Below are 21131 nucleotides of genomic sequence, written 5' to 3' on the forward strand. Positions count from 1 at the left end.
TTCTCCGTGCCGATGTCCATTTCACGATGAACACGACACCTCAGGGCTGGTACCGCGACCCGGCGGACCGGACACGCGTGCGGTGGTTCGACGGCCAGACCTGGACGGCGAACAGCCAGCCCGCGCCCGAACCCGGATCCGCCCCTCTGCCGCCACCCGCACCGACCGCCGAGGCCGCCGAGGCGACGCGCCCCCGCGCCGCCGTCGCGACGCTGCCGGCGCGCACCGAGGAGGTGCCCAGCCCGCACCCGCCCGTCGCGATGGTCATCCCGTTGCTCGAGCCCGACGAGCCGGACGAGTTCGAGGACGAGTACGGGTACGACGAGCCCGCGGCTGCTGCCGTCGCCGAGCCGACCGCTCCCGGGCAGCCGGCCGCACCCGAGCAGCCGGTCGCGCCCGAGCTGCCCGCCGCCCCCGAGCAGGCCGCCGCCGAGCCCTACGCGCAGCCGGCCGCGCCGCCCTACGGCCAGGGTTTCGCACCGGCACCGCCGGCGATGCCCGGCGTTCCGCAGCAGTACGCGCCGGCCCCGTCGGCACCCCCGGCGCAGTACGGCGCCGAGTTCACGCCGGCTCCGTCGCAGTACGGCGCCGAGTTCGCGCCGGCTCCGGCGCAGTACGGCGCCGAGTACGCACCTGCGCCCGTCGCGCAGCCCGATCTCCCGCCCTACGTGGCCCAGTCGCTCCCCCCGATCGCTCCGGCCCCCGTCCCGTTCGGGCAGCCGCCCGCTCCGTTCGGGCAGCCGCCGGCCGCGTTCGGCCAGGCACCGTTCGGTCAGGCGCCCGCCGCCTTCCCGGCGCCCCCGACCGCACCGGCACCCGGCTTCCCGCCGCCCGGCCAGCCCTGGCAGGGCGGACCGCAGCCGTGGGAGCAGCCCGCCAAGAAGAAGATGGGCGGCGGGAAGATCACGCTCATCGTCCTGGCGTCGATCGTCGTCGGGTTCGTCGTGATCTCCCTCCTCGCGGCGATCGCCATCCCGGTGTACCTCAACCAGCGCGCCAGGTCGGAGGCGTCGGGCATCGGTCTCGACGGGGTGACCTGCGAGCAGGTGGCCGACTACGCCGTGCAGATCTCCGACGCCGGGCAGTCGCAGGACGCCGGCCCGCTGGTCTCGATGACCGGGGTGTCGATGTCGCAGGACAACCGCGGCTCGGTGCGCGTCCCGTCCGCGGGCGGGGACCCGGCATTCGTCCTGAGCTGTGTCGGCACCGGCACCAAGCCGGACGGCACCACGGCGCCGGTCACGGCCAACCTCTACATCGACTCGAGCACCCAGCAGCTCGTCGCCTACGCCTGGGACGAGTGATCCGGACAGGACCATGAACAACGCGGCACCCGGTTGGTACCCGGACCCCAAGGACCCGTCCGCGGTCCGCTGGTTCGACGGCCGGTTCTGGACCGAGCACTACGGTCCGGCGCCGACGGGGGCGGTCCCGCCTGCCGTCGAGCCGACCCGGCGGGCACCGCGGACCGGTCTGCTGATCGTCGGCGGCATCGTCGCGGGCACGGTGGTGGTCGCCCTGCTGGTCGCCGCTGCCATCCCGGTCTACCGCGAGCAGCACGACCGCGGGAACGTCGGATCCGTGACGACGATGACGTGCGACGACGTCGCCGACGAGGCCATCCAGCTGGCCGCCGTCGAGAAGGACCTCGACCCGCTCGCCTCTGTCACCGGCGCCGCGGTCGCGCGCGACGCCCGCGACATCGTCCGGCTCCCCGCGCCGGGCGCCGAGGCGTTCGTCATGAGCTGCTCCGCCATGGGCACCCGCCCCGACGGCTCCAGCGGCCCCGTGACCATCGACCTGTACATCGACCACGAGCGCACGCACCTGCTCTGGTACACCTGGGACACCTGAGCCCGGGGCGGTTCGGTCAGGAGCCCGCGTTCGGGTATCCTCTGTCGGCCGGGAGGATTCGCCTAGTGGCCTATGGCGCACGCTTGGAAAGCGTGTTGGGTGAAAGCCCTCGGGGGTTCGAATCCCCCATCCTCCGCCGGTCGAAGGGCCCGTGAGCAGCTGCTCACGGGCCCTTCGCATGGCCGCAGCCGCCGGGGCGTGACGCTGTCGGCGATCGTCGGTCCGATCGTCGCCCCTTGTCGGGGGTGGCCGTGATCGTGGCGTCGGTCCGGGACGCCGGCATCGCTGAGCCCCTGGCCCGCGGTCCCGCGCTCCTAGGCGAGCCCGGGCGCTCGCTGCTCGGTCTTGAGCTCGCGCCACTCCCGGGGCGTGATGCCGTACGCCTCCCGGAAGACCCGGCTGAAGTGCGTCGCGTCCAGGAAGCCCCACTGGCGGGCGATCGAGGCGATCGTCCGCGACCGGGCGTGCGGGTGGGAGAGCTCGCGGCGACATGCCTCCAGCCGCTGCGTGCGAACCCAGTCGCCGAAGCTCACACCCGAGCGACCGAGCACCGTGTAGAGGTGCCGGACCGAGATGTTGTGCGCCGCCGCGACGCTCCCAGGACTGAGGTCGTTGTCGGCCAGGTGCGAGCGCAGGTAGTCGAGGAGCCGCATCTCCAGAGTGGTCTGCAGCGACTCCTTGCCGAGGGCAGGGTCACCGAGGCTGGAGACCAGGGCCGCGCGGACCAGGTCGATCGTGGGCTGGGCCAGGCTGTCGGCGACCGCACGGGACCGCAGTCCGGGGCTCAGGGCGAGCTGGCCGAGATACGAGGACGTGAGTGCTGCGACCGGATCGTTGCCCCCGAGCGCTCGGGCGGAGACCTCGCGGATGGCGGAGTCGGGAAGCGCGAGCTCGGCGATCGGGATCCGGAAGAAGTGCGCGTCCAGGCCACCGTCGAACATCAGTGTGTACGGGCTCGTCGTCGTGTAGACGGCGAACTGGCCCGTGCCCAACCGGACATGCCGGCCGTGCTGAGCCATCGCCGAGCCGCCCTTGCCCTGCAGTGTGAGGAACAGCTGGGGCTCCGAACCGTCGTGCGCAAGCCGGGGGCTGCGAGTCACGGTCGTCGCGATCGACCGCACAGTCAGCACCTGGACCGGTCCGGCGGCCGAGAGGGCCAGCTCGACGTCGATGTCGCGGGGATCCTCCGGCAGGTCGATGTCGACGCGGACGACGTTGCTGCCGACGGCGTCACGGACGGCGGCGGCGCGATCGGCGCCCGGCGCCTCGGTGGCGCTCCAGACGGTCGTCATGCCCGCACCCCATCCCTGCCCGGTGAGCATCGATGTGGCGGCCCGGTGGCCAGGCGGGTCCAGCATCGTCGCGGTCTGTTCAGCGCACAACCCCGCCGCGGCCGAGCCGCAGACACGGCACCGAGGACTGCACGCTCAGCACACACCACCGTCGGAGGTCGGGACTACGCGGGCGAGGCCGGGGCGAAGCGCTCGATGAACTCGAGCGAGGTCTGAGCGACTTCTTGCCACCCGTGGTCGATGGTCAGCGAGTGGCCACGGCCCGCCATCTCCACGAACTCCGTCACGGAGGCGTTCTTGCTGTGCTTCTTGTAGGCGGCGTAGGAGATCGCGTGCGGGACGGTGTGGTCCTTCTCCCCGGACACGACCAGCAGCGGCCCCCTGTCCGGCGCCTTGTAGTCCACCCTCGCCTCACTGAAGGGGTTCAGGTTGGCCGCGGCAGCCTGGAAGATGGGGACGCCCGACGCGGCCACGTGGAAGTCTTCGTACAGCGCCTTGGCCTCGTCCTCCTCGAGGTTGTTGGCCCAGCCGTACACGAACTCGTCGAACGTCAGGGTCACGGCGCGGCGGGAGTTCGCGGGGTTCCCCAGAACCGGCGAGCCGGCCTTGAGAGCAGATGCCGGCAGCGGGAGGACACCACGGCCCGGGGCGGGATCGATGGTCACCGTCGCGGCGGCGACCTCCTCGCCCGCGATCTTCTGCACGATCAGACCGCCGAAGGAGTGGCCGACGATCGCGGGCTTCACGGTCAGCTCGCGGACCGCCTCGAGGTAGTGGTCCGTCACGGCCTGCACCATCTTGTGCGCGAAAGCCTCGGGGTTGGCCCTCGCCTCAGCGACGGTCTCCGGGTCGTCGGGCCAGCCGGGAGCCACCGTCGCATAGCCGGCCCCCTCGAACAGCGTGCGCCAACGATCCCAGCTGCTGGACAGCAGCCAGAGCCCGTGGACGAACATCACGGGTCGTCGACCCGAGCCGTTGGCTGCCTCGAGCTCGGCGAGCTCACGCTCGGTCAGTGTCTGTCGAGGGGACTCGCTCATGACGTCATCGCCTTCCCTGGTTCGTGCAGGTGGATGCCAAGGGACGCTAGGTCGGAGCGCGACGGGCGAGTTGGTCGAGGATGCGCGGATCTGTGCCGTGCGTGCACGTCCCAGCAGCGGAAGCCGGTCCCAGTTCGACGGTTGACAGTTCGAGTTCTAACAATTAGAGTTCTGACTATGGATGCACCGGAGAACGCCTTCGCCACCAGCCTCGGACTCGTCCGCTGGATCGGCTGGGCCCAGATGCGGGCCGGCGAGGCCTGGATCCGGGAGCGCGACCTCAGCCACGCGCAGAGCTTCGTGCTCGGCTACCTGGTCCAGAACCCCGGTGCCATCCAGCGCGACATCGCGCAGATCACCCGCACGAGCGCGGCAAGCGTCTCGAGCCTCCTGCAGGGGCTCGAGCGGCGCGGCCTCGTCGAGCGACGCACGGACCCCGAGAACGAGCGCAGCAAGCGCGTCTACGCGACGACCGCCGGCACCGAGCTCATCGCGGGCTTCGACACGGCCATGACCGCCGCCGACGAGACGATCCTCGCCCCGCTGGACGAGACCGAGCGCGCCACCCTGCACGCCCTGCTCACCAAGATCACCGCGGTCCTGCCACAACCCACCCGCGACTGACGCGAACGCGCGGCCCGACCGCGCACCCAAGACTCCCCTCGACGACCCGGCCCGCGCCGGCGCGCGCTCGACCCTGCCCGAAAAGAGGCACAGCCATGAGCACCACGACCCTCGAAGCCCCTGAAGCCGTCGGTACCAACCGCTGGTACCTGTCCTCCGCGCCTATCCTGCGCGCCCTCCTGCACCTCTGCGTACCGATGGCCGCCGCCCTCATCGTCGGCGCCGTCTACAACCTCATCAACGCGGGCTTCATCGGCTCGCTGCACGACAACGCGCTCCTCGCGGCCGTCACCTTCGGCGCACCGATCCTCGGTCTCGTCATGGCCGTCGGCGGCGTGTTCGGCGTCGGTGGGGGTGCCCTCGTCTCGCGGCTGCTCGGCGCGGCCGAGAACGAGCCCGCCAAGGCGGGCCAGATCAAGCACGTCTCGTCGTTCGCCGTCTGGGGCTCGGTCATCGCCGGGGCCGTGCTCGGCGGGCTCGGGCTGGTGTTCCTGCACCCGCTCGTCACGCTGCTCGGTGCCGACGCCGCGGCGGTGCCCGCGACCAGCGCGTTCGTCGGCGTCATGCTCGCCTTCGTCCCCGTGCTCGCCGCGGCCTTCTGCCTCGAGCAGCTCGTGCGGGCCGAGGGCGCCGCCCGCCAGGTGATGGTCGCGCTCATCGCGTCGACGATCGCCAACCTCGCGTTCGACGTGCTCTTCATCCTCGTCCTGCACTGGGGTGTCGCCGGCGCGGCCCTGGCCGTGGGCCTGTCGAACCTCGGGGTCGTCGCCTACTTCATCGTCTGGCTGCAGCGGCACAGCGAGCACATGAGCGCCGCGCCCCGCTGGTTCACGCTCTCGCCGTCCGTCCTGAAGCCGGTCTTCGGCGTCGGCGTCAGCGAGCTCCTGCAGGCCGGGTTCCTCATCGTCACGTCGCTCGTGCTGAACAACCTCGCGGTCGCGTACGGCGACGGCGCGCTGGCGGCCATGGGCGTCGCGGTCCGCATCGCGCAGATCCCGGAGTTCCTGGTCATGGGCATCACGCTCGGTGTGCTCCCGCTCCTCGCCTACTCCTACGGCAAGGGCGACAAGGCGCGTCTGACGTCGGCCGTGCGCACCTCGGCGATCGCGGTCGGCGGCATCACGCTCTTCTTCGCGACGACGATCCTGCTCTTCCGCGACCAGGTCTTCTCGATGTTCGTCGCCGACCCGTCGGTCCTGACCGTCGGTGTGACGATCCTCGCCGCGCAGCTCGTGGCGATGGTCGCGAACGGGTTCGCGGGCCTGCTGACCTCGCTGTTCCAGGCGACCGGCCGGGCCGTCCCGGCGACCGTCATGTCGGTCACGCAGGGAGTCCTGTTCATCCCGGTCGTGCTCCTGGGCAACCTCTGGTTCGGGCTCACCGGCATCATCTGGGCCCTGACCGTCACCGAGGGCGCCGTGCTCGTCGTCGGCGTCGCGATGTGGTTCGCCACCCGCCGCTCGATCGACCGCGGCCTCGCCGAGGGCAGCCCCGAGCGCGCCGACGAGGTCCTCGAGCAGGCCGCCTAAGCCACGCGGACGCGGTCGCGCACCTCCGGTCGCGGCTCGAAGCCCGCGGCCCGGTAGGTGGCGACGCCTCCGGTGTTCGAGCTGGGGGTGCAGACGAGCGCGCTCGACGCGCCCATCGCCCGCAGGGCGGCAGCGGCGGCCACGGTGATCGCGGTGCCGTGGCCGCGTCCGCGGTGGTCGCGGTGGACACCCATCGGCTCGATCAGTCCGGGCCGGCCCGGGCCGGCGGACCACACCGTCACGGCCGCCACTGCCGCATCCGTCGCGTCATAGGCGACGAGGCAGCGGGCGTCCGCGTACGCCGGACCGGCCGCCATCGCGTGCCAGCGCTCGTCGGTGAAGATCGACTGCTCGAACGCGGCACGCTGCACGGCGGTGCGGTCGGAGACGAGGTCGGGACCGACGACCTCGATCCGCAGTCCCGGTTCGGGAACGGGCTCGGTGAGGTCACGACGCAGCGGGGTCCAGGGTTCGCCGGTGCTCCAACCGTGCTCTCCCAGCACCTCGTCGACGAGGGCGCCGGGCGGGGCCTCGACTGCCGCCTCCCCCGCCGGCAGGACGCCGCCGATGATGTCCGCGGCGATCGTGCGCGCCAGCTCCTCGTCGCGAAACGCCTCGGGCGCCACGGTCATCCGCAGCAGGTCCGGTCCGTCCAGCATCCCGACGGCGAGGATCTGGTCCCCGCGCCGCCACGTGCGCACCGCGTCGGCCMCGGCCGMCGCACCGAACCGCCAGAGCCAGCCGACGTCCCCCGGGTGCAGCTGCATCGGCGCACCCTCGTGCTGCCACGACCGCAGGGCGTCCAGCGCCTCGCCCAGACCCTCGACCCGCGGTGACCCCAGCATCCCCCGATCCTCACACCGGGCCGACCAGTCCGCCCGCTCCGACGTAGGCTGAGGCACCGTGGCAACCTTCTCCTCCGTGACGAGACACAACGTCCTCCAGGCGATCGCCGAGTACGACGAGCGGGGCGGAGACGAGTTCCTCGACATCTACGGTTTCGCCCCGACGCCCGCATACGCGGTGGTCCACGAGGGCGGCCGCTACGACGCGCGAGCCGTCCTGGGCGTCGCGCACCGGTACGCCACCGGACGCCTCGCCACGTCCGACGAGTTCCACGGCGGGATGCAGGACGCGGTCCAGATCCTGCGCAAGCGGGGCTTCGAGGTGAGCGAACCGGTCTCCGCGCCGCGCCCGGTGCCGGTCCGCGCGACCAGGACGCGCACCACGCGCGCGACGAGCACCAGCACGCGCACCCCCGCCGCGCGCGTGGCCGAGCCGCAGATCTGCCCCACGTGCCTGATGACGCTGCCCGCCACGGGCATCTGCGACGACTGCGGCTAGAGCCGTTCCAGCGCGCCTCGCGCGGCCACGACCCCGGTCGCGAACGACGCCTGCAGCAGGTAGCCGCCCGTCGGCGCCTCCCAGTCGAGCATCTCGCCCGCGACGAACGTCCCCGGCATGCGCCGGAGCATGAGCGACTCGTCGACCTCCGACCACGCGACGCCGCCCGCCGACGAGATCGCCTTCGCGATCGGCATCGTGTCGCTGATGGTCACGGGCACGGCCTTGACCAGCGCGGCCATCGTCGCCGGGTCGTTCGGCATGGCCGCCGTCGTCTCGCGCAGCAGCGAGATCGACACGGGGTCGAGCGCGATCGAGCGGCGCAACCAGTTGGAGACGGAGTCCTTGGGGCGCCGTCGCGCGAGCCGCTCGGTGAGCTCGGACAGAGTCAGGGACGGCCGCAGGTCGACCTCCGCCACGCACGTGCCGGCGTCGAGCGCGTCGCGGATGGCGGCACCGACCCCGTAGACCGGGCCGCCCTCCAGTCCGGTGCGCGTGACCATCGCGTCGCCGCGTGACCGCTGCCCGCCGACGGTCACGCCGACGTGCTTGAGGGGCGTGCCGTGGAACCGGTCGGCGAACGTCGCGCTCCAGCCGACCCGCACCCCGACGTTCGCGGGCCGGAGCCGGTGCACCTCGACACCCCGCTCGGTGAACGCCTCCACCCATCCGCCGTCCGACCCGAGCCGCGGCCACGACGCGCCACCGAGCGCGAACACGGTCACGTCGGCTTCGACGGTGCCCGTCGCATCGTCGCGACCCAGGAACGACAGCCCCGTCCCCGCCCAGCCCGTCCACCGCTGCCGCCGCTCGATCACCACGCCGAGGTCGGCCAGCCGCGTCAGCCAGGCCCGGACCAGGGGAGTCGCGCGGAACGACTGGGGGAACACGCGCCCGCTCGACCCGACGATCGTCGGCTCCCCCAGACCGTCGCACCACGACCGCAGGTCGTCGGGCCCGAACACCTCGAGCATCGGTGCGAGCCGGTCGGCCGAGGCGCCGTACCGGGCCAGGAACGGCGCGCGGTCCTCGGAGTGCGTGAGGTTCAGCCCGCCGTGCCCGGCCAGCAGGAACTTGCGCGCGGGCGACGGCATCCGGTCGAACACCGTGACAGCCACGCCCTCGCGGGCGAGCACCTCGGCGGCGATGAGCCCGGCCGGCCCACCCCCGACCACGCTCGCCGTCCGCATCGGCCGAACGTACCCGACGACGGGTCGACAACCGACCGACCAGAACACCCTGCTGCACGCCCGTGGTACGCCGGACGGGCACCGAGTCTCAGTCCGTCGGACGACGGCCTATCGCGATGACGTGGCGGCGCTCGAACGGGACCGTGTCGCCGGCGTGCAGCCCGTGCAGCTCCGCCGGGTCGCTGTTCAGGGTCCCGACGAGCTGGTCGCCGCCGGTCGTCACGGTCACCCACATGCGTTCGGCGATCCCGGTGGACGGCTCGAAGATCAGCTTGACCAGATCGCCCGCCCGGACGGCGGCCTTCGCCTCGTCGCTCGGCACCCGGAACGTCTCGGGCGCGAGCCGGTGCCGCTCGTCGCCATCGGCGAGGGTCCACTCGGTGCGTCGTCGGAACACGTCAGACCCCGCGCTCGATCGGGAGCCGGCCGGACGACACCGCCCGCACCAGGGACTCGTGGTCGGCCTCGGTCTGCTCGGCGTACGCGAGCGCGAAGCGCGCCATCGCGACGTCGAGCTTGTCGGAGCGGCCCGCGTACCCCGAGATCATCGACGCGCCGCTGGTGCGTGCGTGCCCCTTGGCCAGCAGCCGTCCGACGATGGCCGCGTAGTCCGCGAGCGCGGCGGCGTCGATCGCGTCGAGCGCGACCGTCCCCTTCATGTTGCGGAACTGGCGCACGTAGAACTGCAGCCCGCCGACGTTCGTCCACCCCAGCAGGGGGTCGCTGACGGTCTGCAGCGCCTGCTGGTACTCGACGACGCGCTGGCCCTGGTGCGCGTGCCAGGCGCTGTCGCCGTGCACGTGCTGGGCGAGGACCGACCGGCGCGCCTGCTTGAGCTGGAGGAAGACGACGTCGTCGGGACTCGAGCCCTCGAGCAGCGCGATGTAGGCACGCAGGCCCACCGAGCCGACGCCGACGACCTTGTGGGCGACGTCGACGAGCGTGTAGCCGCCGAGCGCGCGCCGCCAGTGCGGGGCCAGCGTGGCGAGGTAGTCGTCGAGCCCCTGGGCCACGGCGTCGGCCTCGGCGTCCGGCAGCCGCGTGATCAACGGCGGCTGCTCGACGATCCGTCGCTGTCCCCCGTCGGACGACGTGAACTTGGGGAGCGCGCGGTCGCTGGTGCGCGTGCGGGCGCGCTTGGCGGCGCGGTCGATCTCGGCCGCGAGCGTGCCGTTCGGCGCGCGCTCGTGGATGCGGTCGACGTCCAGGCGCTCGAACGAGCGGGCCAGCAGCGGCCGGTCGGCCAGGCGCCGGATCTCGTCGCGGTAGGCCGCGCTGCACGAGAGGACCGCCGAACGGCACGCCTCCTCGGACGCGTTGTTCTGCCGACCCGCCACCCAGATGCTGGCGACGAGCCGCCGCAGGTCCCACTCCCAGGCGCCGGGGTGGGCCTCGTCGAAGTCGTTCAGGTCGATGACGAGGTCGCGCTCCGGCGAGGCGTAGAACCCGAAGTTGCCCAGGTGCGCGTCCCCGCAGACCACCGGGGTGATACCCGTCGCGGGCAGGGTCGCCAGGTCGTTGGCCATGACGACCGCGGACCCGCGCAGGAACCCGTACGGCGAAGCGGCCATGCGTCCGACGCGCAGGGGGACCAGCCGGTCGAGCCGCCCCTGGTGGCTCTCCTCGATCTGCGCGACGGGGTCACGGTCCGCGGGCGCCCACTCGCCGAGCGCCGAGCGCGGCACCGAGTCGCGCAGCGCCCGGCCCGTCGCGTAGCGCTCCTCACGGGTGGCGGGCCGACGACGAAGCGACGCGTAGTCGCTGCTGTCCGCGCTGGCCAGCACCACATGACCGGTCGTCATCCCGTGCCTCCTCGACTCCACACCCCCGCCTCCTCGCACGGTAACGCTCACACGGCCGGGCGCTCGACCGCCCGCCGGGCCGAAGGTGAACATCGGGCGAACGAACCGGCCCGCGGGAGCCGCCGAAATCCGGCGGAAACGCATGATGTGTAACCCTCGAAAGACGCCCCCGGGGCCTTGGTTCGAGCAATGCTCCCGGGGCCTCGGGGCGCCTGCTCAGGGTCCTGGCGACGCGTCAGAACGGCCTCAGCCGGCGGCGAGCGCCCGCACGGTCTCGATCGTGTCGGCCTCTGCGGCGGTCTTGTCGTCGCGGTAGCGCAGGACGCGGGCGAACCGCAGAGCGACGCCGCCCGGGTAGCGCGACGAGCGCTGGAGGCCGTCGAACGCGATCTCGACCACCTGCTCCGGGCGGACCGTCACCACCCATCCGTTGTCGTCGGTCTTCAGCTCGGTGAACCGCTCGGTCTGCCACGCGAGCATCTCGTCGGTCATCCCCTTGAACGTCTTGCCCAGCATGACGAACCCGCCGTCGGGGTCGCGGGCGCCGAGGTGGATGTTGGACAGGAAGCCGCGACGACGGCCCGAGCCCCACTCGACCGCGAGCACGACGAGGTCGAGGGTGTGCCGGGGCTTGACCTTGACCCAGCCGGCGCCGCGTCGGCCGGCCTCGTAGGGCGCGGTCGACGACTTCACCACGACACCCTCCTGGCCGGCGGCGACGACCTCGAGGAAGCGGTCGGAGGCCTCGTCCACCGACGACGTCACCAGCCGCTGCACAGCCCACGGCCCGGCGACGGCGTCCAGGGCGGCCAACCGGGTGAGCAGCGGCGCGTCCAGCAGGTCCGCGCCGTCCACGTGCAGGCAGTCGAAGAAGAACGGCGTCAGGACCACGTCGCTGGGCGCGGATGCGGACCGGGACGCGGTCTCCTGGAACGGTCGCGGGCGCCCGTCCGGGCCGACCGCGAGCGCCTCCCCGTCGAGCACCAGGGACGAGGACGCCAGGCCACGCACGACCTGGACGATCTCCGGCACCCGCGCGGTGATGTCGTCGAGGGACCGCGTGAAGACGCCGACCTCGTCGCCACGCTTGTGCACCTGGATCCGGATCCCGTCGAGCTTGGTGTCGACGACGACCGGCGGCGTCAGCGCGTCGAACGCGCCCGGGACGTCCGGTGCGGACTGCGCGAGCATCGGCCGCACGGGCCGCCCGACGACGAGCCCGAACGACGCGAGCGCGCCCAGAGGATCACTGGCGGTCAAGGCCGCGACGGCCACCGGCTCGGTCGCCCCCGCGAGCATCGCTGCGCGACGAACGGTGTCGGCGGGCACCCCGGCAGCCTCGGCCACCGCCTCGAGCAGCAGCGCGTCCAGCGACCCCTGCCGCAGCTCGCCGGTCACCAGGCCACGCAGCATCGCCTGCTCGTCTGCGGTCGCGGCCGAGAACAACGAGACGACCAGCGCACCCCGTTCCGTCGAAGAGCCCGGCCCGGACAGCGACGCCATCTGCTCGAACGCGAGGTCGACGTCGGCGACGGTCAACGACGGTTCCGTTGCCGGCGACGGGAGCGAGGCGAGCGACCTCCACCCCAGCCCGGTCCGGCGCTGCCGCAGCTCGCCGCCGAGGTACCGCGACACGACGGCGACGTCGTCGGCGGGCGTCCGCGCCAGGAGACCGGCCAGCAGCGCCCGCTTGGCCAACCGGGAGCGTGTGGCAGCGACCGACGACGACGTCGAGGCGAGCTCGGCGAACAACATGCCCGCATCCTCTCGCGCTCCACCCACACCCACGAGCGCGACGACGCGCGGCTGACCCTCCTCCCACCTGGGCGCCGCGGGCCCGAGACCCCGGCGCCGTTACGCTCTCCGGCATGGCTTCCTGGAGAGACACCACGCCGGCCGCCGTCCTGGACGACCTCGACGGCCTGGTCACGGCGGCGCTGAAGAGCGCACAGGCGCTGCTCACCAAGAACAAGGGCTTCGCCCCTTACGGCCTGCTGATCGACGACTCCGGCACGCTGGCGCCGCTCAAGCCCGCCGACGACGCGATGTCCTCCCCGGAGACGATCCTCGACAGCCTCTACCTCAGCGCTGCAGCCCGCGACGACGTGCGCGCGGTCGCGTTCGTCGCCGACATCACCTACGACGGGGGCGACGCCGTCCGCGCGGCGATCGAGCACCGCGACGGGGGTCCGGCCCTCTCCGTCGTGGCGCCGTACACGAGCAAGGACCGCGCGACGAGCCCGGTCACCTACGGCAACCTCGAGATCGTCGAGGCGGTCCGCCGCACCTGGGTCTGACGGCCGCCGGGCTTCTTCAGCCGAACGCGAGCAGGCTCGCGGTCTCCTCGAACCACCCGCCCGCCGGCAGCGTCGGCAGCGGCGCGGGCCGCACCTCGGGCTCGGGGACGGGCTCCCACGGCCACAGCTCGATGATCGCCTCGCGCGCCGCGGCCATGTCCTCGGCGGAGATGACGTGCCGTGTCTCGGGCACGCCGAGCGCCTCGCACGACGTCACGACGACGAGCTCGCCGGGCGGCGGCGCTGGCGTGAGCCAGACGATCTCGTCGAACTTGCGGCCCGCCCCGACGCCGCCGCGCCGCGCGATCGTCGGCTCGTCCTGCGGTGCGTCGCCCGGCTGGAACCAGCGGTCGGCGGACATGGCGCGGCGTCCGTCGGCGAGCTCCACGCCGATCAGCAGGGTGCTCCAGTCGGCCGCGATGTCGTGCCCCGCGAACCCCTGCGGGTTGCGGCTGCGGAGCCCGAACCAGAACTGCAGCCCGACCGAGTAGATCCTCGTGTCGGCCAGCGCGAACGCGAAGTCGGCGGTCTGGTGCAGCACGGCCGGTCCACGGACCAGGCCCGGGACCTCGTTGTCGGGGGCGTCCTTGCGGATCAGGGTGCGTCGCGCCGCGTCCCGGGCGGCCTGCTCGTCGCCGGGGCCGAACCCGTCATCGTTGCTCGCGTCACCTGCCACCGGCCGAGCATCTCGGTACCCGACCGGCGCGCGCAATGCCCACGGGCCCATGTCGCCCTCTTGACGTGAATAGACAGGTCTGTCTAATGTCGCCTGCGAACTACTAGACAGACCGGTCTACCTAAACCCGGGAGGCGTCATGACCCAGACCATCCAGCTCGGTGCGCCGCCCCAGACGAGGGCCGGTCTCAGCGGTGGTGGCGGCATCGCCGTGATCGCCTCGGTGTTCGTCGCGTTCCTCGCGGCATCGAGCGCGCCCACCCCGCTCTACGCGATCTACCAGGCCCAGTGGGGCTTCTCGGCGATCACCACGACCGTGGTCTTCGGCACCTACGCCGTGGCGGTCCTGCTCTCGCTCCTGACCCTGGGCCGCCTGTCCGACCACTTGGGTCGACGACCCGTCGTGCTCGCCGCGATCGCCGTCCAGGCGCTGGCCATGCTCGTCCTCGCGACCGCCCACGGCGTGCCCGAGCTGCTCGTGGGTCGCGTGATCGGAGGCTTGTCGACGGGGGCAGCGGTGGCTGCCGGCGGCGCGTGGATGATCGACCTAAACCGCGAGAAGGGGACGTTGGCCAACGCGGCCGCGCCGGGCTTCGGCACCGCGTTCGGCGCGATCCTCGCCTCGATCGTCGTCGCGACCCTGCCCGCGCCCAAGCACCTGATCTTCCTCGTCGTCGTCGCGGTCCTGGCGGTCCAGGCGCTGTTCGTCGCGCGCATCCCCGAGACGGCACCGCAGACTCCTGGCGCGCTGGCCAGCACGCGACCGCACCTCTCGCTGCCCCGGCACCTGCACCGCGCGGCGACCGCGGCACTGCCCGTGATGTTCGCCGTCTGGGCGCTCGCCGGCTTCTTCGGCTCGCTCGGACCCGCCCTGATCAGCACCCTCGTCGGCTCGCACTCCGTCGCCCTCGCGGGCCTCGGGCTGTTCGTGCTGGCCGGCGTCGCGGCCGTGACCGTCCTGGTCCTGCGCAACGTCGAGGCCCGGCTCCTGCTGCTCGTCGGCATCCTCGCGCTGATCGCCGGCGTCCTCGTCGTGCTCGTCGGCGTCACGGTGCTCTCGCCGGTCCTGCTGTTCGTCGGCACCGGGATCGCCGGGGTCGGGTTCGGCGCCGGGTTCCAGGGCGGTATCCGGCTGATCGTCCCGCAGACGCACCCCGACGAGCGCGCCGGGGTGCTGTCGCTGCTCTACGTGGTGTCCTACCTGGGGCTCGGCGTCCCCGCGGTCCTGGCCGGCGTGGTGGTCGTGCACAGCGGAGACCTGCTCGCCACGGCCCGTGACTACGGGATCTTCGTCATCGCGCTCGCCCTGGTGGCGCTCGTCGGTCTGCTGATCCCGCGTCGTACGCTGGACAGGTCGGTCTAGAAGGATGGTGGCCATGGCAACGGCGACAGCACGCGAGCGGCTGCTCGAGGCCGCCGACGACCTCTTCTACCGGGTAGGCGTGCAGACCGTCGGCATCGACCGGGTCATCGAGCAGGCCGGCGTGGCCAAGGCGTCGCTGTACAACACGTTCGGCTCCAAGGAGGCGCTCGTCGAGGCCTACCTCGAGGGTCGCCGGGTGCGGATCACCGACCGCGTCATGCGGCACGTGTCCGCGTACGACGCGCCCCAGGACCGGATCCTCGCCGTCTTCGAGGCGCTCGCCGAGATGGTCCAGCAGCCCACCTACCGCGGGTGCGCGTTCGCCCTCGCCTCCGCCGAGGCCCCGTCGGACGGCCTGGTCGTGCACGCGACCGCGAGCTACCGCTCCTGGGTCCGCTCCCTGTTCACGGACCTGGCCCGCGAGGCCGGCGCCGCCGACCCGGAGCTGCTCGCCCGTCAGCTGCACCTGCTCTACGACGGCACGAGCCAGGCGGTGCGGATGGACCGGAACCTGTCGGCGGCGTTCGAGGCGCGCGCGGTGGCGTCGGTCCTGCTCGACGCGTCGGCCCCCGTCGGCTGACCGATCGCGCCTACTGAGCGATCGCGTCGAACCCACCGTCGACGTACAGCCAGCGACCGTCCTCGCGGACGAACCGGCTGGTCTCGTGCAGGCGTCCGCGCTGGCCGATCGCCGTGCCGTCGTCGATCCGGTAGTGCGCCACGAACTCGACCGTCCCGGACTCGTCCCAGGGACCGCCCGCATCCGTCGAGACGATGTCGAGCCTGCGCCAGATCATCTGCTCGTCCAGCTCGAGCTCGTCGGGCCGGGTGCTCGGGTGCCAGCTGGCCAGCAGGTAGTCGCGGTCACGCGTCGCGAACCCCGTGTAGCGGGACCTCATCAGGGCCTCCGCGGTCGGTGCGCGACGGCCTTCCAGCAGGTAGCGGCCGCAGCAGTCGACGAACGCATCGCCCGACCCGCACGGGCACCGGTCGTCGTCCACGTCCATCGTCGGCTCCTTGTCGAGGGGGCTCCGTGGGCGCGAACCTACAGGCTCGCCGCACCACGCAAGGTGTCCCGTTTCACGATCGAGACAGTGCTCGCGTTCCGGTCAGGGCCATGTTGCCGTACGGTTGTCCCTGTAGTCGCAGTGAATCGCTTGTCAGAAAGCCGCGGGAGACCCGGCAGAACGTTCTCGAGGATCACCTCGGAGCAGGACGACGAACACCGCTACCACCGGTCCCGGTCAGACGGGGTTGTCCATACCGCACGTGAGAGAAGAGAGCATCATGCCTGTTGGCACCGTGAAGTGGTTCAACGCCGAGAAGGGCTTCGGCTTCATTGCCCCCGAGGACGGCGGACCCGACGTCTTCGCGCACTACTCGGCCATTACGACGAGCGGCTACCGCACGCTCGAGGAGAACCAGAAGGTTCAGTTCGAGGTCACGCAGGGCCCGAAGGGCCCGCAGGCGTCGAACATCACGCCTCTCTGAGCCGAATAGCTCCAGAGCACGAGACCCCGGCCGATCTTGTCGGTCGGGGTCTCGTCGCATCATCGGCAAGTGCGCCCGACGATGTCGTTCCACACGTACGTCTGCGCGCCACGCACGATGGAGGGGACCCCTCATGAGCTCTGCAACAGCCCTACCCACGCGGCCGCGCGACCGTGCCGTCAGTGACTTCACCGAGCTGACCCGCACCGTCCAGGCCGCCGGCCTCATGAAGCGCCGGCCCGCGCACTACGCCGTGCGCCTCTCGGCAGCCGTGCTCGCCGTGCTGGGCCTCGTCGCGACGATCATCCTGGTCGGCGACTCCTGGTGGCAGGTGGCCGTCGCGGCCGTCGCCGCCGTCATCCTCACGCAGGTGGCCTTCCTGGGCCACGACGCAGCGCACCGGCAGATCTTCGCCGACGGACGCGCGAACAACTGGACCTCCCTCGTGCTCGCCGACCTGTTCGTCGGCTTGAGCCACGGCTGGTGGCAGCGCAAGCACACCCGCCACCACGCCAACCCGAACAAGATCGACGTCGACCCCGACATCGACCTCGAGGTGCTCGCCTTCACGCCCGACCAGGCCGCCGCGAAGACCGGCAAGCTCAGCAAGTGGTTCATCCGCCACCAGGGCTACTTCTTCTTCCCGCTGCTCTTCCTCGAGGGCGTGGCGCTGCACGTCGCTGCGGTCAAGCGGCTGTCGTCGCGCGAGAAGCTGGACCACCGGGCCGCCGAGATCGTCATGATGACCATCCGCCTCGGCGGCGGCCTGGCGCTGGTGTTCCTGGTGATGTCCTGGCCGATCGCGCTCGTCTTCCTGGCCGTCCAGATGGGCATCTTCGGGTTCTACATGGGCGCCTCGTTCGCGCCGAACCACAAGGGCATGCCGCTGATCCCCAAGGACTCGCGCCTCGACTTCCTGCGCCGCCAGGTGCTCACCAGCCGCAACATCGGCGGCGGCAAGTGGGTCGACGTGCTCATGGGCGGGCTCAACCACCAGGTCGAGCACCACCTGTTCCCGTCGATGCCCCGGCCGTCCCTGCGCCGCGCCAAGCCGATCGTGCAGGCGTACTGCCGCGAGCACAACATCCCGTACATGCAGGTGTCGCTGCCCAAGTCGTACGCGATCATCGTGAAGTACCTGAACACCGTGGGCCTCGCCGACCGCGACCCGTTCAACTGCCCGATCACGGCCGTCTACCGCGCCTGATCCACCGGCCTCCGCAAGCCGTCACGAAGCCCCCGCCGCCTCCGAGCGACGGGGGCTTCGTCGTCCCGTCGCGGGCGTCGCCCGGCTGGCCCGATCCGGGCTCAGACCTCGAACGTGTACCCCAGGCCGGGCGACGTGAGGATGTGCCGCGGGTGCGCCGGGTCGTCCTCGAGCTTGCGGCGCAGCTGGGCCGAGTAGACACGCAGGTAGTGGGTCTCGTCGGAGTAGCCCGGCCCCCAGACCTCCTGCAGCAGCTGGCGTCGACCGACGAGGCGACCCCGGTTGCGGACGAGCACCTCGAGCATCGACCACTCCGTCGGGGTCAGGCGGACCTCCTCGCCATCGCGCAGGACGCGGGCGCGGGCGAGGTCGATGGTCAGCGAGCCGGTGGTCACCACGGCCTCGTCCTCCCCGGCGGCGGGKGCGGCGCGCCGCACGGCAGCACGCAGGCGCGCGAGCAGCTCGTTCATCGCGAACGGCTTGGTGACGTAGTCGTCGGCCCCTGCGTCCAGGGCGTCCACCTTGTCCTCGCCGTGCTGGCGCGCGGACAGGACGACGATCGGCATCCGGCTCCAGGCGCGGACGGCGGTGATGACGTCGAGGCCGCTCATGTCCGGCAGGCCGAGGTCGAGCAGCAGGACGTCGGGGGTGTGCGCGGCCGCGGCGCGTAGGGCGGAGGCGCCGTCGGACGCGGTCTCCACCGACCAGCCCGAGGCGCGCAGCGTGATCGCGAGGGCGTGCGCCAGCCCGGGCTCGTCGTCGACCACGAGGACCTTCATGCGAGCGGGACCGTCACGAGCATCGTCAGCCCGCCGCCGATCGTGTCCTCCGCGGCGAGGTCGGCGCCGATCGCCGTCGCCAGGCCGTCCGCGACCGCCAGCCCGAGGCCCAGGCCCGGACCGGTGGTGTCGCCGAGCCGCTGGAAGGGCGCGAAGAGCCGGCCCTTGAGCGCGTCGGGAACGCCCGGCCCGTTGTCCACCACACGCACGACCATCGCACGACCGACCACCGACGCCCCGACGACCACCGGCGAGCCGGGCGCGTACCGGACCGCGTTGGACACCAGGTTGGCGACGACGCGCTCCAGCAGACCGGGGTCCGTCTGCACGAAGGGCAGGTCCTCCGGCACGTCGAGCCGCACGAGACCCGCCGGGTAGCCCTCGACCGCGAACGGCACGATCTCGTCGAGGCTCGTCGCGCGCAGCACCGGCCGGACCCTTCCGGTCTGCAGGCGCGAGAGGTCGAGCAGGTTGTCGATCAGCCGCTCCAGCCGGGCGGTGGACTCCTCGAGTGTTCCGACGAGGGCCGCGCGGTCGGTCTCGTCGAGCTCCAGCGACGGCGAGGTGAGCCCGTCGACGGACGCCCGGATGGTGGCCAGCGGCGTGCGCAGGTCGTGCGAGACCGCCGCCAGGAGCGTGGTCCGCGTGGCGTCGGCCTGCTCCAGCACCCGCGCCTGCTCCGCCGCGGCGCTCAGGCGCTCGTGCTCGAGCACGATGCTGACCTGCGACGCGAACGCCTCGAGCACCCGCCGGTCGGAGGCGGGCAGCACGCGGCCGGAGAGCAGGAGCACCCGCCGCTCGTCGACGGTGAGGACGACCTGCGAGTCCGCGACGTCGAGGGCCGGCCCGTCGGCAGCCAGGACGGTGGACCCGTCCTCGACCAGCGACACGGCGTCCAGCCCGAACGTCTCTCGCAGCCGCGCCACGAGCGCCGCCGCGGTGTCCTCCCCGGAGAGCACCGACCGCGACACGGCCGCGAGCGCAGACGCCTCCGCGCGGGCCCGGAACGCCTCGGCCGTGCGTCGTGCGGCGAGGTCGACGACGGACGCGACACCGGCCGCGACCAGGACGAACACCACCAGCGCGAGCGCGTTCTCGGGCCGCTCGATGGTGAGCCGGCCCGTCGGCAGCACGAAGAACCAGTTGAGCAGCAGGAACCCGACGACCGCGCTGACCACGGCCGGCCACAGACCGCCGATCAGTGCGACCAGCACGGTGAGCGCGAGGAAGAGCATGAGGTCGGTGGGCAGGCTGACGACGTCGCGCAGCTGTCGCAGGAGGACGGTGAGCAGGACCGGCCCGACCACCGCCGCCAACCAGCCGGCGATCAGACGGCCGCCCGACAGCGACGAGCGCCGCGGCCGGCGCCGGCCCGCCCTGGCCTGCTCGTGCGTCACCAGGTGCACGTCGATCTGGCCGGCCAGCCGGGCGATCTCGGTGCCGTTCGACGACGAGAACGCCTCCTGCAGCCGACTCCGCCGGGAGACGCCGACCACGATCATCGTGGCGTTCACCCCGCGCGCGAAGTCGACGACGGCGGTCGCGACGTTCTCGCCGACCACCGTGTGGAACGTGCCGCCGAGCGACTCGACCAGCCGCCGCTGGGCCGCGATGGTCGCGGGCGGCGCGCTCGGCAGGCCGTCCGTGGCGAGCACGTGGACCGCGACCAGCTCGGACCCGGCGGACCGCTGGGCGATGCGGGCGCCGCGGCGCACGAGCGTGTCCACCTCGGCGCCCCCGGTCACGGCGACGACCACCCGCTCGCGCGCCGGCCACGGCTGCTCGATCCGGTGGTCGCGCCGGTACACCGCGAGCGCGTCGTCCACCCGGTCGGCCAGCCACAGCAGCGCCAGCTCGCGCAGCGCGGTGAGGTTGCCGACGCGGAAGTACTGGGTCAGCGACGCGTCGATCTGCTCGGCGCGATACACGTTGCCGTGCGCCAGCCGCCGCCGCAGGGCCTCGGGCGAGAGGTCGACGAGCTGGATCTGGTCGGCGTCGCGCACCACGCTGTCGGGCACGGTCTCGCGCTGCTTGACGCCCGTGATCGCCTCGACCTCGTCGTTCAGCGACTCGAGGTGCTGCACGTTCACCGTGGTCACCACGTCGATCCCGGCCGCAAGCAGCTGGTGCACGTCCTGCCAGCGCTTCTCGTGGATGCTGCCCGGCACGTTGGTGTGCGCGAGCTCGTCGACGAGGACGACGTCGGGGTCGCGGGCGAGCACCGCCTCGACGGAGAGCTCCGTGAACTCGGCGTCGCGGTGGACCAGCACGCGACGGTCCAGCACCTCGAGCCCCTCCAGCTGGATCGCCGTCGCGGGCCGGCCGTGCGTCTCGACGAGCCCCACGACGACATCCGTCCCACGGGACAGCCGCCGGTGGGCCTCGTCGAGCATCGCGTAGGTCTTGCCCACGCCGGGGGCCGCGCCGAGATAGACGGTGAGCCGACCCCGTCGCGGGCCTTCGCTGGTCACGACCCCATTGTCCGCAGCGCCCGGTTCAGCCGCAGGACGTCGACGCGCGGTTCGCCGAGCACTCCGAGATCCAGTTCCGCAGGCAACGACGACCAGGTCGGTGAGCTTGATGCCGACGAACGGCGCGATCACACCGCCGAGGCTTGGGCCGGAACCTGTATCTGCGTCGTCGGAA

Annotated in this window: 21 protein-coding genes and 1 tRNA gene; 11 read left to right on the top strand and 11 right to left on the bottom strand. The window is 72.3% G+C overall.

Features of this window, described 5'->3' with window-relative positions; all coding sequences use genetic code 11:
• The first annotated feature begins 26 nt into the window (after nt 1-26).
• The 3 genes from AC1DUE_RS06140 (at nt 27) to AC1DUE_RS06150 (ending at nt 1990) form a co-directional block, all read left to right on the top strand.
• A complete protein-coding gene (locus tag AC1DUE_RS06140) occupies nt 27-1304 on the top strand; it encodes a DUF2510 domain-containing protein (RefSeq protein ID WP_477038514.1) in 1278 nt (425 codons plus the stop codon).
• Between the two features lie 13 nt (nt 1305-1317).
• Nucleotides 1318-1854: a DUF2510 domain-containing protein gene (locus AC1DUE_RS06145; protein ID WP_477038515.1), complete on the top strand. Its 537-nt coding sequence runs from the start codon at nt 1318-1320 to the stop codon at nt 1852-1854.
• Between the two features lie 51 nt (nt 1855-1905).
• A tRNA-Ser gene (locus AC1DUE_RS06150) sits at nt 1906-1990 on the top strand.
• Between the two features lie 178 nt (nt 1991-2168).
• On the opposite strand, the gene AC1DUE_RS06155 is transcribed toward AC1DUE_RS06150, so the two are convergent.
• Together AC1DUE_RS06155 and AC1DUE_RS06160 are read right to left on the bottom strand one after the other, a co-directional pair.
• The gene (locus AC1DUE_RS06155) at nt 2169-3146 is read right to left on the bottom strand and encodes a helix-turn-helix domain-containing protein (protein ID WP_477038516.1); all 978 of its coding nucleotides are present in this window, start codon (nt 3144-3146) and stop codon (nt 2169-2171) included.
• A 164-nt stretch (nt 3147-3310) separates the two neighbouring features.
• Complete coding sequence (locus tag AC1DUE_RS06160; RefSeq protein ID WP_477038517.1) at nt 3311-4183, bottom strand: alpha/beta hydrolase; 873 nt, start codon at nt 4181-4183, stop codon at nt 3311-3313.
• A gap of 177 nt (nt 4184-4360) precedes the next feature.
• Here AC1DUE_RS06160 and AC1DUE_RS06165 point away from each other — a divergent pair, with 177 nt between their 5' ends.
• Nucleotides 4361-4807 carry a MarR family winged helix-turn-helix transcriptional regulator gene (locus AC1DUE_RS06165; RefSeq protein WP_477038518.1) on the top strand — a complete coding sequence of 149 codons (447 nt, stop codon included), beginning with the start codon at nt 4361-4363 and terminating at the stop codon, nt 4805-4807.
• 95 nt (nt 4808-4902) lie between these two features.
• Nucleotides 4903-6336, top strand: a complete 1434-nt coding sequence (locus AC1DUE_RS06170; RefSeq protein WP_477038519.1) for an MATE family efflux transporter — start codon at nt 4903-4905, stop codon at nt 6334-6336.
• Here AC1DUE_RS06170 and AC1DUE_RS06175 read toward each other — a convergent pair.
• Nucleotides 6333-7181, bottom strand: coding sequence for a GNAT family N-acetyltransferase (locus AC1DUE_RS06175; protein ID WP_477038520.1), 849 nt, complete (start codon nt 7179-7181; stop codon nt 6333-6335). The genes AC1DUE_RS06170 and AC1DUE_RS06175 overlap by 4 nt on opposite strands.
• 58 nt (nt 7182-7239) lie before the next feature.
• Between AC1DUE_RS06175 and AC1DUE_RS06180 the strand changes: the two genes are divergently transcribed.
• The gene (locus tag AC1DUE_RS06180; protein WP_477038521.1) at nt 7240-7680 is read left to right on the top strand and encodes a ScoMcrA-related endonuclease; all 441 of its coding nucleotides are present in this window, start codon (nt 7240-7242) and stop codon (nt 7678-7680) included.
• Here AC1DUE_RS06180 and AC1DUE_RS06185 read toward each other — a convergent pair.
• The 4 genes from AC1DUE_RS06185 to AC1DUE_RS06200 form a co-directional block, all read right to left on the bottom strand.
• Nucleotides 7677-8870 (bottom strand): BaiN/RdsA family NAD(P)/FAD-dependent oxidoreductase, encoded by a 1194-nt coding sequence (locus tag AC1DUE_RS06185; protein WP_477038522.1) that lies wholly within the window; start codon nt 8868-8870, stop codon nt 7677-7679. The genes AC1DUE_RS06180 and AC1DUE_RS06185 overlap by 4 nt on opposite strands.
• 88 nt (nt 8871-8958) lie before the next feature.
• Nucleotides 8959-9267, bottom strand: a complete 309-nt coding sequence (locus AC1DUE_RS06190; protein WP_477038523.1) for a DUF2314 domain-containing protein — start codon at nt 9265-9267, stop codon at nt 8959-8961.
• A gap of 1 nt (nt 9268) precedes the next feature.
• Nucleotides 9269-10672 carry a DUF2252 domain-containing protein gene (locus tag AC1DUE_RS06195; protein WP_477038524.1) on the bottom strand — a complete coding sequence of 468 codons (1404 nt, stop codon included), beginning with the start codon at nt 10670-10672 and terminating at the stop codon, nt 9269-9271.
• A gap of 246 nt (nt 10673-10918) precedes the next feature.
• Nucleotides 10919-12427: an ATP-dependent DNA ligase gene (locus AC1DUE_RS06200; RefSeq protein ID WP_477038525.1), complete on the bottom strand. Its 1509-nt coding sequence runs from the start codon at nt 12425-12427 to the stop codon at nt 10919-10921.
• Nucleotides 12428-12540: 113 nt separating this feature from the next.
• On the opposite strand from AC1DUE_RS06200, the gene AC1DUE_RS06205 reads away from it, so the two are divergent.
• A complete protein-coding gene (locus AC1DUE_RS06205) occupies nt 12541-12969 on the top strand; it encodes a hypothetical protein (protein WP_477038526.1) in 429 nt (142 codons plus the stop codon).
• 16 nt (nt 12970-12985) lie between these two features.
• On the opposite strand, the gene AC1DUE_RS06210 is transcribed toward AC1DUE_RS06205, so the two are convergent.
• The gene (locus AC1DUE_RS06210; protein WP_477038527.1) at nt 12986-13645 is read right to left on the bottom strand and encodes a hypothetical protein; all 660 of its coding nucleotides are present in this window, start codon (nt 13643-13645) and stop codon (nt 12986-12988) included.
• A gap of 139 nt (nt 13646-13784) precedes the next feature.
• Between AC1DUE_RS06210 and AC1DUE_RS06215 the strand changes: the two genes are divergently transcribed.
• Both AC1DUE_RS06215 and AC1DUE_RS06220 read left to right on the top strand, forming a co-directional pair.
• Nucleotides 13785-15008 (top strand): MFS transporter, encoded by a 1224-nt coding sequence (locus AC1DUE_RS06215; RefSeq protein WP_477038528.1) that lies wholly within the window; start codon nt 13785-13787, stop codon nt 15006-15008.
• A 13-nt stretch (nt 15009-15021) separates the two neighbouring features.
• Nucleotides 15022-15588, top strand: coding sequence for a TetR/AcrR family transcriptional regulator (locus AC1DUE_RS06220; protein ID WP_477038529.1), 567 nt, complete (start codon nt 15022-15024; stop codon nt 15586-15588).
• A 10-nt stretch (nt 15589-15598) separates the two neighbouring features.
• Here AC1DUE_RS06220 and AC1DUE_RS06225 read toward each other — a convergent pair whose 3' ends face one another.
• The gene (locus AC1DUE_RS06225) at nt 15599-16015 is read right to left on the bottom strand and encodes a YchJ family protein (protein ID WP_477038530.1); all 417 of its coding nucleotides are present in this window, start codon (nt 16013-16015) and stop codon (nt 15599-15601) included.
• A 280-nt stretch (nt 16016-16295) separates the two neighbouring features.
• Between AC1DUE_RS06225 and AC1DUE_RS06230 the strand changes: the two genes are divergently transcribed.
• On the top strand, nt 16296-16499 hold the full coding sequence (locus AC1DUE_RS06230) for a cold-shock protein (RefSeq protein WP_028049733.1): 204 nt from the start codon (nt 16296-16298) through the stop codon (nt 16497-16499).
• Nucleotides 16500-16632: 133 nt separating this feature from the next.
• Entirely contained in the window at nt 16633-17706 is a 1074-nt protein-coding gene (locus AC1DUE_RS06235) for a fatty acid desaturase family protein (protein WP_477038531.1), read from the top strand.
• 101 nt (nt 17707-17807) lie between these two features.
• Here the strand turns inward: AC1DUE_RS06235 and AC1DUE_RS06240 are convergent, their stop codons facing one another.
• Both AC1DUE_RS06240 and AC1DUE_RS06245 read right to left on the bottom strand, forming a co-directional pair.
• Nucleotides 17808-18485 carry a response regulator gene (locus AC1DUE_RS06240; RefSeq protein ID WP_477038532.1) on the bottom strand — a complete coding sequence of 226 codons (678 nt, stop codon included), beginning with the start codon at nt 18483-18485 and terminating at the stop codon, nt 17808-17810.
• Nucleotides 18482-20956: a DUF4118 domain-containing protein gene (locus tag AC1DUE_RS06245; protein WP_477038533.1), complete on the bottom strand. Its 2475-nt coding sequence runs from the start codon at nt 20954-20956 to the stop codon at nt 18482-18484. The genes AC1DUE_RS06240 and AC1DUE_RS06245 overlap by 4 nt, the downstream gene beginning before the upstream one ends.
• Between the last annotated feature and the right edge of the window lie 175 nt (nt 20957-21131).

It is taken from the genome of Cellulomonas sp. P4_A2 (assembly GCF_056402515.1).